The sequence below is a fragment of the Mesorhizobium sp. WSM4311 genome (assembly GCF_002295115.1).
GTDB lineage: Bacteria > Pseudomonadota > Alphaproteobacteria > Rhizobiales > Rhizobiaceae > Mesorhizobium.
The window spans coordinates 97013-112828 of record NZ_NSFV01000006.1; the positions used below are offsets into that span (position 1 = coordinate 97013).

A 15816-nucleotide genomic window follows, 5' to 3' on the forward strand; every position below is an offset into this window, starting at 1 on the left:
AAGGTGGTTCCGGGTTTCCCCATCGCTATTTGGCTTCGGCCGCTGGTTGCTCGTTGCCAACATAGGTCTCGATCGCCGTGGCAAAAGTCGGCGAACCCGCCTTGCGCTGCTTGTCGACATAGCCGGCAAAATAACTCCAGAACGAGACGGCGTAGTCGCGGAAATAGGCATCGGTCACCTTGCGTGAGCACAGGTCGCCGTCGACGCAGAAGGACAGCCGGTTGAGGAAATAGACGATGCGGTCGAAATTCTCGCTGAAGTCGGCGAGCGGCATGTCGCCGCCTGAAGCGCTCATCGCCTCGATGCCGATGCGCTGGCGGAACACCTGCTCCTCGGTCGGCGAAGGGTTGGCGCTGAGCAGATTGTCGTATTTGGCGTTGAGGGCGGCAAGACGATCCTTCAACGCCCGTTGTGCCTGCTGGTAGTCCTTGGTTTCCCAGAGCTCGACCAGCGACATCGTCTGCTCGACGCGCTTCTGCTCCTGATTGGCCAGGAACTGGTAGACCGAGAATGCCAGGGTGAAGATGATGGCGAAACGCACCAGCAAGCCCGACCAGGCATAGACCAGCATGCGCCAGTCGCGATCGGTGAAGGGATTGCTCTCCTTCTTGATCTCATGGCTGCTCGGCCAGGGGAAACCTTCGGTGGTTTCCGGCAGCGACTCCTTCGCCGCCGGCGCCTTTGCGGGCGCGGCCACCGGTGTCTGCTTTGTCGTGCCCCCCGGCTTCTTCATTTGCAGCTGTCCAGTTCGATGGTGGCGGAGGGATCAAGCACTATGCCCGGCGCTTCAAGCTGCTTTTTCAGGCATACCAGCTGCGGACGCGAAACTATGAACTGCATGTCAGGCTCCGCCGGCGCCTTGTTGGGCGAGGGCAAGGCTTCGACCACGCCGCGCGAGGCGCAGCTCGAGAGATCGACCACCACCGCGTCACTGCTGGTTTTGGCGAACTGGTCGTACTGATCGAGGAAGCACGTCGCCAGTTCCGAATTGATGACCACCTGTTTGGCGCAAAGGCCGCAGCTGTCCTGTGCCAAGGCATTGGCGATCAGCAACAGGGCGCCGGCAAGTCCGGCAAGCGTTGCGCGCCAGGAGAAAAAGGACTTCTTCACAATCGATCCTACCTGCTTCGTCGGCCGCTGAGCCTTGGCCGCGGCTGGGATGTTCTCATATCGCGCCGATCGCGCAAGAGCCTGATATACCAGGCCGTGAGGCCCTGGGGCCGAAGCTCAGGCGCGCGGCACCGTCTCCATCGGGAAGATCATCACTGCCCCCTTCGGGCCGCTCTTGTCGGCAAGCCGCATCACCGAACGGGTCGGCGGCGCCATGCCGATATCGGCGAGCATGTCGGAGAAGCTGGCGGGGCCGAGGCCGCGCGTCATCGCCGCGACGCCGTCCTGCGCCAGGAAGCTCAGATCTTCCTTCTCGCTTTCCGGCGGCGCCTCGGTCAGCACCGCGATCATCCGTTCCATGCCGAAGCTGGTGTCGGTGAAGGCGAGCAGCCCTTCCTCCAGCGTGGCCTGCGGGGCCAGGCGTTCGGCGACGATGTGGGTGATCGAATAGTCGCTGCCGACATAGAGCACGTTGATGTCGACCAGCTGGTCCGAGCTGTTCTTGGCCAGCACATGCACCTCGTCGCCCGGCGAGACGCGCGGCACTGCGGAAGCCTGCAAGGGTTCGAGCCCGTCCTTGTCACGGCGCTTGACCTGGAACTGCACGTCGACATCCTCGGGCTTGTAGTCGGAGGCAGCCGCCAGCCGTGACAGCCCGGTGGCGCGGTAGATGGTGCGCAAATTCCTGGTCGTGGCGTCGGCCAGCTTCTGGCGGTCGTCCGGGTGGATGATGATCAGCGCCGGCTTGCTGCCGTCCTTCAGCGTCACGTCGCCCGACGCCGGCAGGAACCATAGGGCCGGCTTGTCGCTGGCGTCCTTACCGGCGCCCGCAATGGCATTCTCACGCATCACCGCGAAGCGCAGCTCGGCGCTCTTGCCCGGGGCGACCAGTTCGATGTTGAAGCCGGTTTCCTTGGCCGCGGCCAGTTCGTCGAGAACCGAATTGACCAGTTCGGTTTCTTTTTCGAGTCCCTTGGTCGCGGCCGGCCGAGCGACCGTGAGCCTGTAGTCGACGGCGATCTCAGCCACCCGCGCATAGGCGTTGGCAGGAATGTCGGCCAGTTTGAGTGCCGGCTTCTTCTCGAACTCGACCGGCTTGACGCGGCTTTCCAGGTTCTTGGCCGACTCCACCTCGAGATAGCCGACCGCTTCGGACAGCGACGACAGCGCCGAGGGCAGGATGGCAAGCTTGCTGCCAGGCGTGAGGCGATGCAGCAGGCCGGCGCCGATCGTCGCCTCACCCTCCTTGACGACGATTGGCCACTGCATGACGGCGTCGGTCTTGTCGGTGCCGAATACGCGCGCGTCGAGCTCGCCCTCGAACAGCGGCGTCGGCCGGGTGCGGCTGTCGGCCGAATATTGCTGCAGCACGGCCTGGCCGAGCTGGCGATAGGTGACGTCAGGGTTTTCAGCGAGCTTCGACAGGATGGTGAAGGTGAACAGGCCGAAGCGCGGCGCATCCGCCGTTCCCTTGGGCAGCGGCATCTCCGGCGTCGTCTCCACCGTCTGCGCGGCATAGAAGGCAACCAGCTTGCCCTTGGTGATCGCTTCGCCGCCAGTCGGCGTCAGGTTGAAGGCGGGCTTGCGCGCGCCATTCTCGTCAAGGCCGCGCGAGGCGCTTGCGACCGTGTCCTCATAGGCCTTGACGGCGGCCGCCCTGGCGGCCTCGTCGCCGCCGACCAGGTCGGCGAATTCGACCTTGCGCTCCAACTCGTCATCGACCTCGACGGCGCGCGTCGCGGTGCCGGAATGGCAGCAGTCGAAGACAGCCCAGACAAAGGCGCCCTTGTTGCGGATGGCGTCGAGCGCATCGCCGATCTCATTGTCGACCAGCGCGTTCGGCACGCCGGCATCGCGATTGATCCATTTCTCGATGTCGACGGGCAGGAAAATCTCGTCGAGTCCGTCGGTCTCGTCGCCCTTGACCCTTTCCGGCTGCTGGGCGCCGTGGCCGGACAGATGCAGATAGACGAAATCGTCGCGCTGAACCTTGGCCGCCAGGTCGGCGAGCGCCGCCTTGATCGCCGCATGGGTCGGCAGGCCTTTGGCGCCGGGCACGTCCTTGGCAAGCAGCGTGACGTTCTCGGGCGCGAAGCGCACGGGGTCGGGCACGTTCTTCAGCAGGTACTCATGCACCAGGCCGGCATCGTTCTTCGGCCCGATCAGCCAGTTCCTTTGTGGCAGGGCCGGATATTCGGTGCAGGCGACCAGCAGCGCGTGATAGGTGCGCGATGCCGCAAGCGCCCGAAACGAGAGCGTACCGGCCACCATCAGCGCGGACGTGCCGACAAGCAGCGTCCGGCGTGTCAATTTGATCATATTGCTTCCCCAAGCCCGATCGAATTTCCCAAGCGAAACCATCCTCGCCGAGGATTTTGTCAGTATTTTGAATGTCGCTGCGCCAAAGAAACCTGCCGTCATCAAATGCGCGGGCACGTTATCATCGGCCCGGGACAACAACAGAAGAGTAGCAAAGACGACGGTTCGTCGCTATCTGAATGGGATCAGGCGGTTTGCGCGGGCAGACAGCCTGGAGATGGCGCAGGACAAGTTGGAACCGGACCATGGCGGCAAGGGATGTGCTGACGAAGAACCAGTTGTGCGTGCTCGAGAAGCTCGAGACCGCCAGCGGACCGCTCAGCGCCTACACCTTGCTCGACCAGTTGCGCGAACGCGGTTTTCGCGCACCGCTGCAGGTCTATCGCGCGCTGGACACGCTGGTGAAGTCCGGCTTCGTGCACCGGCTGGAAAGCATCAACTCCTTCGTCGCCTGTGCCGAACCGCATGATCACAGCCATTCGATGACCGCCTTCGCCATCTGCGACACGTGCGGGCAAGTGACCGAGATGTCGGACCACGACGTCGACCACCGGCTGAACGAATGGGTCCATTCGACCGGCTTCGCCGCCAAGAAGGCGGTGATCGAGTTTCGCGGGACGTGCGCGAAGTGTCGGGCCGAGGCCGCTTAAGGTCTTCTCCTCGTAGGATGAGGAAGCGTTGGCGCTAATGCGCCTCGTCCCAGTTGTTCGCCGCCCGCGCATCAACATGCAGTGGCACCGACATAGACACCGCCGGCATCGCCGCGTTTTCCATGACATGGCGCACGACCGGGATCGTCGCCTCGACTTCGGCCTCGACCGTCTCGAAGATCAGTTCGTCATGCACCTGCAGGAGCATGCGGGCCGACAGCTTGGCCTTGTCCAGCGCTTCCTCCATGCTCACCATGGCGCGGCGGATGATGTCGGCGGCGGTGCCTTGCAGGCGGGCGTTGATCGAGGCGCGTTCGTTGAACGCGCGGATCGAAGGGTTGGACGACCTGATGTCGGGATAATGGATGCGCCGGCCGAAGATGGTTTCGACAAAGCCGTGCTCGCGGGCATAGGCCTTGGTCTCCTCGATATAGTCGCGGATGCCGGGGAAACGCTCGAAATATTTCTTGATGTAGTTGCTGGCCTCCTCGCGCGGAATGGACAGCTGGTTGGCGAGGCCGAAGGCCGAGATGCCGTAGATGATGCCGAAATTGATCGCCTTGGCGCGACGGCGGACTTCCGAAGGCATGCCCTCGACGGGCACGTTGAACATTTCCGACGCGGTGATGGCGTGGATGTCGGCGCCGTCGGCGAAAGCCTGCCGCAATTGCGGGATTTCGGCGACATGGGCGAGCACGCGCAGTTCGATCTGGCTGTAGTCGGCCGAGACGAGCCGGTTGCCCTTGTCGGCGATGAAGGCGGTCCTGATCTTGCGGCCTTCGGCGGTGCGCACCGGAATGTTCTGCAGGTTCGGATCGGAGGACGACAGCCGGCCTGTCGTCGTCGCGGCCAGCGCATATGAGGTGTGGACGCGCCTGGTGTCGGGATGGATGAAACCGGGCAGCGCATCGGTATAGGTCGATTTCAGTTTGGTCAGCTGGCGCCAGTCGACGATCTTGCGCGGCAGTTCGTGGCCCTCGGCTGCAAGGTCTTCGAGCAGCTGCGCCGAGGTCGACCATTGGCCGGTCTTTGTTTTGGAGCCGCCGGGCAGGCCCATGCGGCCGAACAATATATCGCCGAGCTGCTTGGGCGAGCCGATGTTGATGCGCTCGCCGACGAGCTGGTAGATTTCTTCTTCCAGCCGGGCAGCACCCTGCGCCAGTTCGCCTGACAGCCTGGACAGTATCTGCCGGTCGACCGAAATGCCGCGCTGTTCCATGCGCGCCAGAACCGGCACCAGCGGCCGTTCCAGCCGCTCATAGACCGACACCAGGCCCTTGGCCGCAAGCCGGGGCTTCAACACCAGCCAGAGCCGGAGCGTGACATCGGCGTCCTCTGCGGCGTGCGCCGTCGCTTTGTCGATGTCGACCTGGTCGAAACCGACCGAGCTCTTGCCGGAGCCGGTCACGTCCTTGAGCCGGAGCGGGGTGTGGCCAAGCCATTTCTCGGCAAGCTGGTCCATACCATGACCGTGCGGGGTACCGGCATCGAGCACGTAGGAGATCAGCATGGTGTCGTCGAACGGGGCGACATCGATGCCGTAACGGCTCATGATGACGAGATCGTATTTCAGGTTCTGCGCGATCTTGAGGACCGACCTGTCCTCGAGCAGCGGTTTCAGCACCGCCAGCGCCTCGCGGAGAGGTATCTGGTTTTCGAGCGCGCCGCCGCCGAGCAGGTCACCATTGCCGCTCTTGTGGGCGAAGGGAATGTAGGCGGCGCGGCCGGGCGCCGTGGCCATAGCCAGGCCGATCAGTTCGGCCTGCATCGGATCGGACGAGGTGGCCCTGACGTCAAAGGCGACAATGCCGGCCTCGGTCGCCTCGGCGACCCAGGCTTTCAAGGTCGCGATATCGCGAATGCAGGGATAGGCCGCCGTGTCGATCTTGCTGGTTGCCGCGCGCTCCAGCCGCAAGGCTGAGAGCAGGGAAGGAGTATCGCCTTGCTTGGCCTTGTCCGCCGTCGGTGCGGCGGTTGCCTCGCCGTTGGCCTGGCCCCTCTCGGCACTGCCGCGGGCCACAGCCGGCGCTCCGGCGCCGACATCGGGGCCGTGGGCGTTGTCGGCGCGCTCGACGGTCACCGCGACGGCCTGGACGTCGCCGGCCTCGGTGCCGGTCGCTTCGGCCACGCGGCGGGTCAGCGAGGTGAATTCCATGGTCTTGAGGAAGCCGATCAGCTTTGGCCCATCCGGCGCGTGCAGGATGAAGTCGTCCAACCCCTCGGCCACCGGCACGTCGTTCTTCAGCGTTACCAGCTGGCGCGAGATCAGCGCCTTTTCGGTGTTGGCAATGATTGATTCGCGCCTCTTATCCTGCTTGATCTCGCCGGCGCGGGCGAGCAGTGCGTCGAGGTCGCCGAACTGCTCAAGCAGCTGCGCCGCGGTTTTCGGGCCGATGCCGGGCACGCCGGGCACATTGTCGACGGAATCGCCGGTCAGCGCCTGCAGATCGACCATCTTCTCCGGCGGCACGCCCCACTTCTCGATGACCTCAGGGATGCCGATCTGGCGGTCCTTCATCGGGTCGTACATGCCGACCGTATCGCCGACCAGCTGCATCAGGTCCTTGTCGGAGGAGATGATGGTGGTGTCGCCGCCGGCCTCGCAGGCCAGCCGGCAATAGGTGGCGATGAGATCGTCGGCCTCGAAGCCTTCCATCTCGATGCAAGGCAGGTTGAACGCCTTGGTCGCCTGGCGGATCAGGCCGAATTGCGGGATCAGGTCTTCAGGCGGCGCCGAACGGTTGGCCTTGTATTCGGGATAGAGATCGTTGCGGAAGGTTTTCGAGGAATAGTCGAAGATGACCGCGAAATGCGTCGGCACGATGCCTACATCGGTGTTGCGGGCATCCTGCATCAGCTTCCACAGCATGTTGCAGAAACCGGAAACGGCTCCGACCGGCAGGCCGTCAGACTTGCGGGTCAGCGGCGGCAGTGCGTGGTAGGCCCGGAAGATGTAGCCGGAGCCGTCGATAAGGAAGAGATGATCGCCTTTTTTCATGCCGGCAGGGATAGCGCGGCGCGGTGGCTTGGTCCATGCCAAACACATTGCCAGGTATCGGTTCCGTCAACACCCTGACAGACCGGGGGATGCAGGCCCGATCACGGGCACGTTACAAAAGTGTAACGTTGGTGCCCTTGAATCGCCACGTTCAGAGACCCAAATAGACCTCATCGGCAGTTTTCGCCGAAGTCCGGAGCAAGGCCCGTCCCCCGCCTATCCCGGACAACTGCGGCAGCCTATCCCCCCTCTCCGGGCTGCCGCATCGTTTCGAGTATGAGGCCGCCGTGGTTCCCCCTCCACCACGGCGGTCTTTTTTGGCCTGCAGCAACCGACTCGCGCCGTGGTCCAATCGTCCCGGGCTTTTCGTTTCCCCACTCTGCCTTTACGGTTCCGGCACTGAATCGAAAGGCTTCACACATGTCCGCAGTTTCCCCCGTCCTCGACCGTCTCGACCAGAATCTCGACCAGAGCCTGGAACGCCTGTTCGGCCTGCTCAGGATCAAGTCGATCTCCACCGATCCGGCCTATGCCGCCGACTGCCGCAAGGCGGCGGAATGGCTGGTGGCGGAGCTCAAGCTGGTCGGCTTCGACGCCAGCGTTCGCGACACACCGGGACACCCGATGGTGGTTGCGCATCACGAGGGGCCGGCCGGTTCGCCGCATGTGCTATTCTATGGCCATTACGACGTGCAGCCGGTCGACCCGATCGAATTGTGGGAAAGCGATCCGTTCGCGCCTGCCATTAAGCAGCTCGGACCCGACCACAAGGTGATCACCGGGCGCGGCGCGGCCGACGACAAGGGCCAGCTGATGACCTTCGTCGAGGCTTGCCGCGCCTGGAAGCAGGTGCATGGCAATCTGCCGTGCCGCGTCACCATCCTGTTCGAGGGCGAGGAGGAATCCGGCTCGCCGTCGCTGAAACCGTTCCTCGAGGCCAATGCCGAGGAGCTCAAGGCCGATTTCGCGCTGGTCTGCGATACCGGCATGTGGGACCGTGAAACCCCGTCGATCTGCGTGGCATTGCGCGGGCTGGTCGGCGAGGAGATCACGGTGAAGGCCGCCGACCGCGACCTGCATTCGGGCCTCTATGGCGGGGCCGCCGCCAACCCGATCCGCATCCTGGCCAGGGTGCTGGCCGATATCCACGACAAGGATGGCCACATCACCATTCCGGGCTTCTATGACGGCGTCGAGGAAACGCCGACGCAGGTACTGAAATCCTGGGAGACGCTCGGCGAAACGGCCGAGACCTTCCTCGGGCCTGTCGGCCTGTCCATCCCGTCGGGCGAAAAAGGCCGCTCTGTGCTCGAATTGACATGGGCGCGGCCGACCGCCGAGTTCAACGGCATCATCGGCGGCTATACCGGCAAGGGCTTCAAGACGGTGATCGCGGCGGAAGCTTCGGCAAAAGTGTCGTTCCGCCTCGTTCACAAGCAGGATCCAGCCAAGATCCGCGCCGCCTTCCAGAAATTCGTCAAGGAGCGCATTCCGGCCGACTGCTCGGTCGAATTCCATCCGCATGGCGGCTCGCCGGCGATCCAGCTTTCCTACGACTCGCCATTCCTGGCCAAGGCCAAGACCGCGCTGTCCGACGAATGGCCCAAGCCCGCGGTGACGACCGGCAGCGGTGGCTCGATCCCCGTGGTGGGCGACTTCCAGACCTATCTCGGCATGGAATCGTTGCTGGTCGGCTTCGGCCTCGACGATGACCGCATCCACTCGCCCAACGAGAAATATGAGCTCTCATCCTTCCACAAGGGCCAGCGCTCCTGGGCCCGTATTCTCGATGCTCTGACGCGCTGAGTGGCGGAAAAGACGTTTTCCTGTTGATTTTTCACCGGATCGCGGCGAGGACGGGGAACGCTGCGACCGGAGAAGACCATGGCCGACATCCGTTTCCACAAGCATGATTTGCCCGACCTTTCGCATTACAATGTCGGGGCGGTGGCCATCGACACCGAGACGCTGGGTCTGAACCCGCATCGCGACCGGTTGTGCGTGGTGCAGATATCGCCTGGCGACGGCAGCGCCGACGTCATCCAGATCGCACCCGGCCAGAAGAAGGCGCCGAACCTCGTCAGCCTGCTGAAGAACCGCGGCGTGACGAAGCTGTTCCATTTTGGACGCTTCGATCTTGCCGTGCTCTACAATGCCTTCGGGGTGATGCCCGAACCGGTGTTCTGCACCAAGATCGCCTCGCGGCTGACCCGCACCTATACCGACCGGCACGGGCTGAAGGACATCTGCTTCGAGCTTCTCGGCGTCGGCCTGTCCAAGGCGCAGCAATCTTCGGACTGGGCGGCCGAAACGCTGTCGCCCGAGCAGCTCGAATATGCCGCCTCCGACGTGCTCTATCTGCACCGGCTGCGGGATGTGCTGGCCGGGCGGCTGGCGCGCGAGGGGCGGACAAAGGAGGCCGATGCCTGCTTCCGCTTCCTGCCGACGCGGGCCAAGCTTGACCTGATGGGTTGGGGCGAAGAGGATATCTTCGCGCACAGCTGACCGCCTTCGCGACATCCGCGCCCGACGGCCGGTTGGGAACCAGATGCCAGCCGTCGCGTTTCTGTGGGCTGGAAAAGGGGACGACATGGCCGACAGAAAGCCGATTGCAACCGCGCCGACCGATGGCTCCAAGGTCACAGTCACCTGGAAGGACGGCGACGGCGTCATCAACGAATCCATCGGGCAATATCGCGATGATGGCTGGTGGGTCTACACCGACAGCCACACGCAAAAGAAGGTCGAGCCGACCAGCTGGCGGCCCGCTTCCAGCAACGACGATTAGCTTTGACGCAAGCCCCGAGGAAAGCGCTGCGCGCTTTTCCCGGGAGAAACCGCTTTACCCTTTTCCTGGAATTGCTCCAGCGAGCGCCGCTGGCGGGGCCAGCTGCTTTCGAATAGCCTGAAGCCGTTGATATCGGGGCCGATTCGGAGCCTTTCGCTCCGCGCTCGCCCCCTTGCTCGGAGGAAATCGCCATGGGCGTAGAAAGCCTTCTCGTCTTCATCATCATCGGTGCCATCGCCGGCTGGCTTGCCGGTCTCATCGTTTCCGGTTTCGGCTTCGGCCTCATTGGCAACATCATCGTCGGCATCGTCGGCGCGTTCATCGCCGGCTGGCTGTTACCGCGGATCGGCTTCTCCATCGGCGGCGGCATCGTCGCTTCCATCATCCACGCCACGATCGGCGCCATTATCCTTCTAGTGCTGGTCAAGGTCCTGAAACGAGCCTGAGGCTCGAAACGACAAAGGGCGCGCCATGAAGCAGAATACGCTCTATCTCATCATTGGCGCGCTCGTCGTCGTGGTCATCGCGCTCGGCGTCTATGTCTACCGCGAGCAGACCAAGCCGAAGGGCGTCGAACTCAAGATCGACGACAAGGGCATTTCGATCCAGCAGAACTGAGTTCCCGTCGACGGGGCGCGGCGTCAGCCCGACACCGGGCGCGCCGGCGTCCTGCAGCACGCCGGCTATCCGCATGGCGTGCGCTTTACAGGCCATGATCGGCACATCGCCGTCGCCGTCGCCGGCAGCCGGATGGTGGATGTCTATGACGGCGACGGTGACTGGAGCGGGCATCGCACGCCGGCGCGCTAGGTGACCATGCTCGACGAGGACGCCTTCCTGCGCGGCAGGGCCAGCCCCGAGGAAGGCGGCCCGAAAGGCCTTGATATCGACCGGTCGAACAGCGTCGTGGCGATGACCTGCGAGGAGCAGACGCTGGCCCTTTTCGCGCTGTCGTCGATACGCGGAGGAGTTGAAAACTGCCGGCAGGACGGGGCCATTGCATCGGCGTAGTGCCGGAAGCGCCATTATCCCGGCATGGAATTAGAATGACGGATCGGCGCTCTGGCGCTATAATGCGGATACAGGGCGTTTGGGATCAACCAACCTATTGCTAGGAGGTTGCCATGAAACACCAAACACTAGACCAACTGCATGCAGTGGCCGAGGTCAACACACAGCTGGTAATGAGCCGAACCCAACGTCTCATACGTTGGGCCGAGCTTCTTGAACGTGAGCCCAGCCGGCTCCTGATGGCGCTTGCCGGGACCGAATACCGCGCGCCGGCGGAACGCGATGTCATGCGAGCCGATAGCTCGCCGATAGCGGTTGCCTTCACTGACCCCATATTGCACGACGAGGGTCTGAAAGACGACAGTTATGGCGAAGCCAAGCGCTTCTTCGAGCTGACCGACCACCAACTGCACGAGATCGTCTGCTACTGCCATGTCGGCGAGGTTATGCAATCGTCGAGGGCAGCGCTCTCGGTTCGTGCGGCGATCGGCTGATGTCCACCAGGTGATTGCCTGGTGACGGGTGATTTGGGGTGCGGTCGAACGCGTAGCCGCGACCATTTGCGATCGCGCCCCAACATGGAACATGTCCGCGACCGCCTGGGTCACGGCTGAGAATGGTTCGGGCCTTGGCGCCCGGACAAAATGCCACGGCGAGGATTGTTCCATCGCGGCGGGCGCGATCGTTTGCCAGCACCAAAATCAGGGGCTCGAACAACGCGATGACCGCAGGCCCAAGGCATTTGATTATCAATCGCCTCGAATTTTTCCGACTTAACCCGCCCTTAAATCGCCGCATCTACTCTGCAACCGGAGCGCCATTGGCACCGGGGACAGCAAGCGCAGCGCATGGCGAACCGCAGAGACAGCCGCATCGAGCCCAGTTTCGAGGGACCGCCGCAGGCGCGATCCCAGCCGGGTCTTTCGGTGAGCGAGGAGGACCGCGTCGTGCCGAGCAACCGCAAAGCCTCCGCAAAACGCAAATCGTCGAAGGCGAAATCGTCGCGCGGTGGGCGCGGCAGGAGCCGGCGCGGCCTGTTCGGCGTGCTCGGCCGTCTGTTCTACTGGTGCTTCGTGCTTGCCATCTGGGGCGGCATCGCGGTGGCGGGCGTCGTCGTCTATTACGGCGCCAAGATGCCGGCGGCCACCACCTGGTCGATCCCCGACCGTGCCCCCAACATCAAGATCGTCTCGGCCGATGGCCAGTTGCTCGCCAACAGGGGCATGAGCGGCGGCGAAGCCGTCGGCCTGCACGAAATGTCGCCTTACATTCCCGAAGCCGTCATCGCCATCGAGGACCGCCGGTTCTATTCGCATTTCGGCGTCGATCCGATCGGCCTGTCGCGCGCCATGGTGACCAACCTCATGGGCGGGCATTTCTCGCAGGGCGGTTCGACGCTGACGCAGCAATTGGCCAAGAATCTGTTCCTGAAGCCCGACCGCACGCTGGAGCGCAAGGTGCAGGAGGTGCTGCTGGCGCTGTGGCTGGAGCACAAGCACACCAAGGACCAGATCCTCGAAATGTACCTCAACCGGGTCTATTTCGGCTCCGGCGCCTTTGGTGTCGAGGCGGCTTCGCGGCGTTATTTCGGCAAGAGCGCGCGTGACGTCACGCTCTCGGAAGCGGCGCTGCTTGCGGGCTTGCTGAAAGCGCCGTCGCGGCTGTCGCCGGCGCGCGATCCGAAGGCCGCGGAGGAGCGTTCGCAGCTCGTGCTCGCGGCCATGCGTGAAGAGGGCAAGATCAGCGACAAGGAGCTGAAGACGGCGCTCAGCGCGCCGGCGACGCGCGCGCCGTCCTATTGGACCGGCTCGGAAAACTATGTCGCCGACACCATCATGGAAGAACTGCCCGACCTGATCGGCGACGTGCGCGGCGACATCGTCATCGACTCCACCGTCGACCTGAACCTGCAGAAACTCGCCGAGCAGTCGATCCGCCGGCTGATCGACGAAAGCGGCAAGAAGCTCAACGTCACCCAGGGCGCGCTGGTGTCGATCGACGATTCCGGTGCGGTGCGCGCCATGGTCGGCGGCTACGACTATTCGACCAGCCAGTTCGACCGTGCCTCCGAGGCGCGGCGGCAGCCGGGTTCGGCGTTCAAGCCGTTCGTCTACATGGCGGCACTGGAAGCCGGCCGCACGCCCGACAGCATCCGCAACGACGCGCCGATCAAGATCGGCAACTGGACGCCGGACAATTACGGCGGCAAGTATTTTGGCAAGGTCACGCTGGCGACGGCACTGGCCAAGTCGCTGAACTCGGTCGCCGCGCAGCTGACCATGGAGGTCGGGCCAAACGCGGTGCTGGAAGCGGCGCACCGCATGGGCATCCAGTCCGAACTGCAGGCCAACACCTCGATCGCGCTCGGCACCTCGGAAGTGACGCCGCTGGAGCTGACGTCGGCCTATGTGCCGTTCGCCAATGGCGGCTACAAGCCCGACATCCACTTCATCCGCCGCATCACGACCGCCGAGGGCAAGGTGCTCTACGACAGCGCCGGCGGCAGCGCGCCGCGTGTGGTGAAACCCGAGATCGTCGGCATGATGAATTCGATGATGACCGGCACCGTCGAGGTCGGCACGGCCAAGAAGGCGGCCTTCGCCTGGCCGTCGGCCGGCAAGACGGGCACCAGCCAGAATTCGCGCGATGCCTGGTTCGTCGGCTATACCGCCAATCTCACCACCGGTGTGTGGTTCGGCAATGATGATGGCACGGCGATGAAGAAGGTCACCGGCGGCGCGCTGCCGGCGCAGGCCTGGCACGAATTCATGGTTGCCGCACATGAAGGCGTACCGGTGCGGCCGCTGCCCGGCACCTGGAAGTCGACGCCGGCCGATACGATAGTGCCCGACGACATACCGTCGGCCGACAACAACCAGCCAGCGCCGGTTCCGTCAGCCTCGGTTGGCCAGCAGGCGCCAGCCGCACAGGCAACCCAGGCGCCGGCGCCGGCCCGGGTGGCGCGGCCTGCCCAGACCGTCGACGCGGATGGCTTCAACATGCCAGCGGATGATGGCACCACTGCTTCGGTCGGCCATCCGGTGCCGCCGGGCAATGTTGGCGGTCCGTTGAAGAAGAGGAAGCAGACCTCGATCCTGGATATTCTGGGCGGCGGCTGACGGCGATCGCCCCGGCGGTTCGCAGCGGCGTCAATCCGCCTCTCGCCAGCGCCACGGTGTTCGGCTACACCTCCGGCCGGAGACCGTGACATGGCCGAACTCGACACCAGAAAAACCATCGTGCTGACCGGCGCCAGCCGTGGCATCGGCCATGCCACGGTCAAGCGCTTTTCGCGCGAGGGCTGGCGCGTCATCACCTGTTCGCGTCAGGCTTTCGCCGAGGATTGCCCGTGGCCGGCAGGTCCCGAGGACCACATCAAGGTCGACCTTGCCGATCAGGAAGATGTCGGCATCGCCGTCTCGGAAATCCGCCATCGGCTGGAAGCACATGGCGGCCAGCTCAATGCTCTGGTCAACAATGCCGGCATTTCGCCCAAGCTGAAGGACGGCAACAGCCGCATGAACTCGATCGACACGCCGATGTATGTCTGGCGCGACGTGTTCCAGGTCAATTTCTTCGCGCCGATCATGCTGGCGCGCGGCCTGTTCAAGGAGCTGGCGACGGCCAAGGGCTCGATCGTCAATGTCACCTCGATCGCCGGCACCCGCGTGCATCCCTTCGCCGGCACCGCCTATGCGACATCGAAGGCGGCTCTCGGCTCGCTGACGCGCGAGATGGCGCATGACTTTGGCCCGCACGGCATCCGCGTGAACGCCATTGCACCCGGCGAGATCGACACGGCGATCCTGTCGCCAGGCACGGAAAAGATCGTCGAGACGATCCCGCTCAGAAGGCTGGGCACCACGGCCGAGGTCGCCGACATCATCTTCTTCCTATGCTCGCAGCAGGCGTCCTATGTGACGGGCTCGGAAATCCACATCAATGGCGGCCAGCACGTGTGAGCAAGCCGACTTCGGCTGGGGTTGCTCATCCGGCCATGGTGAGAACAGCCTTGCCGCTGAAGCTGCGCTGCCGCAGGGCGTCAAGCGCATGGGCAATATCAGTCCACGGCACGGTCAAGGCGATGCGGGTCTCCAGCCGACTGGCGGCGACCAGGGCGAGCAACGCGGCGATATCGGCGCCAATGCCTGAGCCGGACGTGTAGTAAGCGAAGGTCTGAAGCCGCGCCCCCTCGTGGCCCGGAACGAACTGGCGGAATCCGATGGGCGTGAGCTCGCCACTGCTTGAACCGAACATGACGATGGTCCCGCCGGGCGCGACGCGTTCGATCGCGCGGGCGAGGCTTTCGCCGCCGACCGACTCGGTGATCAGCGAAAATGGTCCCTCGGCCTGCTCGATCGCCTCGACCACCTGCTCGGCGCCGAGATCGCGGAGATCGCCGGCATGCCGGACGGCGGCGATGGCAGTCACGGAAGCGCCTTGCGCACGGGCGATCTGGATCTGGAAACGGCCGACCGCACCGCTCGCGCCGGTGATCAGCACCCGTTGGCCGGCCAGATCACCGCCATGGCGCAAGGTCCTCAGCGCTGTCGTGCCCGCCACGGGGAGCGTGGCCGCGGAAACGTAGCTGACCTCATCCGGCAGGACGGCGAGACGTTCAGTCGGAACGGCGACGCGTTCGGCCCAGCCGGCCTCGTCGACCAAAGCCACGACGCGGGTGCCCACGGCCGGCCCGGAACCATCGGCTGCCGCTCGCTCCACGACCCCGACGATGTCCTGGCCGGGTATCCAGCCGTCCGGGCGTATGGTGAGCAGGCGCAGTTCGCCGCGGTTCAACGAGGTTGCGCCGACGGCGACCAGAGCCTCGTTCGCGCAAGGCTGTGGCTCGTCCACCTCGGCGAGTTTCAGTCTGACGGCATTGTCGGAAGAGATGGTGAGGGCGAGCATGGGGTACATCTTTGCCGATTGGCGAGAACGAC

At 64.2% G+C, this 15816-nt stretch carries 15 protein-coding genes; 10 read left to right on the plus strand and 5 right to left on the minus strand.

What is annotated here, in order from left to right:
• Positions 1-25: 25 nt before the first annotated feature.
• The 3 genes from CK226_RS17440 to CK226_RS17450 form a co-directional block, all read right to left on the minus strand.
• The gene (locus tag CK226_RS17440; RefSeq protein ID WP_095792580.1) at positions 26-733 is read right to left on the minus strand and encodes a hypothetical protein; all 708 of its coding nucleotides are present in this window, start codon (positions 731-733) and stop codon (positions 26-28) included.
• Positions 730-1110, minus strand: coding sequence for a hypothetical protein (locus CK226_RS17445; RefSeq protein WP_095792581.1), 381 nt, complete (start codon positions 1108-1110; stop codon positions 730-732). Before CK226_RS17445 ends, CK226_RS17440 begins: the two co-directional genes overlap by 4 nt.
• Positions 1111-1227: 117 nt before the next feature.
• Positions 1228-3429, minus strand: coding sequence for a caspase family protein (locus CK226_RS17450; protein WP_245437771.1), 2202 nt, complete (start codon positions 3427-3429; stop codon positions 1228-1230).
• A 245-nt stretch (positions 3430-3674) separates the two neighbouring features.
• Between CK226_RS17450 and CK226_RS17455 the strand changes: the two genes are divergently transcribed.
• Positions 3675-4079 (plus strand): Fur family transcriptional regulator, encoded by a 405-nt coding sequence (locus CK226_RS17455; RefSeq protein WP_032931728.1) that lies wholly within the window; start codon positions 3675-3677, stop codon positions 4077-4079.
• Positions 4080-4113: 34 nt separating this feature from the next.
• Here the strand turns inward: CK226_RS17455 and polA are convergent, their stop codons facing one another.
• Positions 4114-7077, minus strand: coding sequence for a DNA polymerase I (polA, locus tag CK226_RS17460; protein ID WP_179301074.1), 2964 nt, complete (start codon positions 7075-7077; stop codon positions 4114-4116).
• Positions 7078-7497: 420 nt separating this feature from the next.
• Between polA and CK226_RS17465 the strand changes: the two genes are divergently transcribed.
• The 9 genes from CK226_RS17465 to CK226_RS17505 all read left to right on the plus strand — a co-directional run bounded on the left by CK226_RS17465 (position 7498) and on the right by CK226_RS17505 (position 14838).
• Positions 7498-8883 carry a M20/M25/M40 family metallo-hydrolase gene (locus CK226_RS17465; protein WP_095792584.1) on the plus strand — a complete coding sequence of 462 codons (1386 nt, stop codon included), beginning with the start codon at positions 7498-7500 and terminating at the stop codon, positions 8881-8883.
• A gap of 78 nt (positions 8884-8961) precedes the next feature.
• The gene (locus CK226_RS17470) at positions 8962-9582 is read left to right on the plus strand and encodes a ribonuclease D (RefSeq protein WP_095787082.1); all 621 of its coding nucleotides are present in this window, start codon (positions 8962-8964) and stop codon (positions 9580-9582) included.
• 85 nt (positions 9583-9667) lie between these two features.
• Positions 9668-9865 (plus strand): hypothetical protein, encoded by a 198-nt coding sequence (locus tag CK226_RS17475; protein ID WP_095792585.1) that lies wholly within the window; start codon positions 9668-9670, stop codon positions 9863-9865.
• Between the two features lie 191 nt (positions 9866-10056).
• Positions 10057-10311 (plus strand): GlsB/YeaQ/YmgE family stress response membrane protein, encoded by a 255-nt coding sequence (locus CK226_RS17480; RefSeq protein WP_095792586.1) that lies wholly within the window; start codon positions 10057-10059, stop codon positions 10309-10311.
• Between the two features lie 25 nt (positions 10312-10336).
• Positions 10337-10483, plus strand: coding sequence for a hypothetical protein (locus tag CK226_RS17485; RefSeq protein ID WP_019861232.1), 147 nt, complete (start codon positions 10337-10339; stop codon positions 10481-10483).
• Positions 10484-10681: 198 nt separating this feature from the next.
• A complete protein-coding gene (locus CK226_RS17490) occupies positions 10682-10876 on the plus strand; it encodes a hypothetical protein (protein WP_095772456.1) in 195 nt (64 codons plus the stop codon).
• A 113-nt stretch (positions 10877-10989) separates the two neighbouring features.
• Positions 10990-11370 carry a hypothetical protein gene (locus CK226_RS17495; protein ID WP_095772457.1) on the plus strand — a complete coding sequence of 127 codons (381 nt, stop codon included), beginning with the start codon at positions 10990-10992 and terminating at the stop codon, positions 11368-11370.
• 354 nt (positions 11371-11724) lie between these two features.
• Complete coding sequence (locus CK226_RS17500) at positions 11725-13995, plus strand: transglycosylase domain-containing protein (RefSeq protein ID WP_095787081.1); 2271 nt, start codon at positions 11725-11727, stop codon at positions 13993-13995.
• 90 nt (positions 13996-14085) lie between these two features.
• Positions 14086-14838 carry an SDR family oxidoreductase gene (locus tag CK226_RS17505; protein ID WP_095792588.1) on the plus strand — a complete coding sequence of 251 codons (753 nt, stop codon included), beginning with the start codon at positions 14086-14088 and terminating at the stop codon, positions 14836-14838.
• A 25-nt stretch (positions 14839-14863) separates the two neighbouring features.
• On the opposite strand, the gene CK226_RS17510 is transcribed toward CK226_RS17505, so the two are convergent.
• Positions 14864-15784: a zinc-binding dehydrogenase gene (locus CK226_RS17510; RefSeq protein WP_095792723.1), complete on the minus strand. Its 921-nt coding sequence runs from the start codon at positions 15782-15784 to the stop codon at positions 14864-14866.
• Positions 15785-15816: the final 32 nt, after the last annotated feature.

What these genes read in the sequence shown, in the direction of transcription:
- CK226_RS17440 (WP_095792580.1), bottom strand. Translation starts at nt 733, where the DNA reads ATGAAGAAGCCGGGGGGCACGACAAAGCAGACACCGGTGGCCGCGCCC.
- CK226_RS17450 (WP_245437771.1), bottom strand. Translation starts at nt 3,429, where the DNA reads ATGATCAAATTGACACGCCGGACGCTGCTTGTCGGCACGTCCGCGCTG.
- CK226_RS17455 (WP_032931728.1), top strand. Translation starts at nt 3,675, where the DNA reads ATGGCGGCAAGGGATGTGCTGACGAAGAACCAGTTGTGCGTGCTCGAG.
- polA (WP_179301074.1), bottom strand. Translation starts at nt 7,077, where the DNA reads ATGAAAAAAGGCGATCATCTCTTCCTTATCGACGGCTCCGGCTACATC.
- CK226_RS17465 (WP_095792584.1), top strand. Translation starts at nt 7,498, where the DNA reads ATGTCCGCAGTTTCCCCCGTCCTCGACCGTCTCGACCAGAATCTCGAC.
- CK226_RS17470 (WP_095787082.1), top strand. Translation starts at nt 8,962, where the DNA reads ATGGCCGACATCCGTTTCCACAAGCATGATTTGCCCGACCTTTCGCAT.
- CK226_RS17475 (WP_095792585.1), top strand. Translation starts at nt 9,668, where the DNA reads ATGGCCGACAGAAAGCCGATTGCAACCGCGCCGACCGATGGCTCCAAG.
- CK226_RS17480 (WP_095792586.1), top strand. Translation starts at nt 10,057, where the DNA reads ATGGGCGTAGAAAGCCTTCTCGTCTTCATCATCATCGGTGCCATCGCC.
- CK226_RS17485 (WP_019861232.1), top strand. Translation starts at nt 10,337, where the DNA reads ATGAAGCAGAATACGCTCTATCTCATCATTGGCGCGCTCGTCGTCGTG.
- CK226_RS17490 (WP_095772456.1), top strand. Translation starts at nt 10,682, where the DNA reads ATGCTCGACGAGGACGCCTTCCTGCGCGGCAGGGCCAGCCCCGAGGAA.
- CK226_RS17495 (WP_095772457.1), top strand. Translation starts at nt 10,990, where the DNA reads ATGAAACACCAAACACTAGACCAACTGCATGCAGTGGCCGAGGTCAAC.
- CK226_RS17500 (WP_095787081.1), top strand. Translation starts at nt 11,725, where the DNA reads ATGGCGAACCGCAGAGACAGCCGCATCGAGCCCAGTTTCGAGGGACCG.
- CK226_RS17505 (WP_095792588.1), top strand. Translation starts at nt 14,086, where the DNA reads ATGGCCGAACTCGACACCAGAAAAACCATCGTGCTGACCGGCGCCAGC.
- CK226_RS17510 (WP_095792723.1), bottom strand. Translation starts at nt 15,784, where the DNA reads ATGCTCGCCCTCACCATCTCTTCCGACAATGCCGTCAGACTGAAACTC.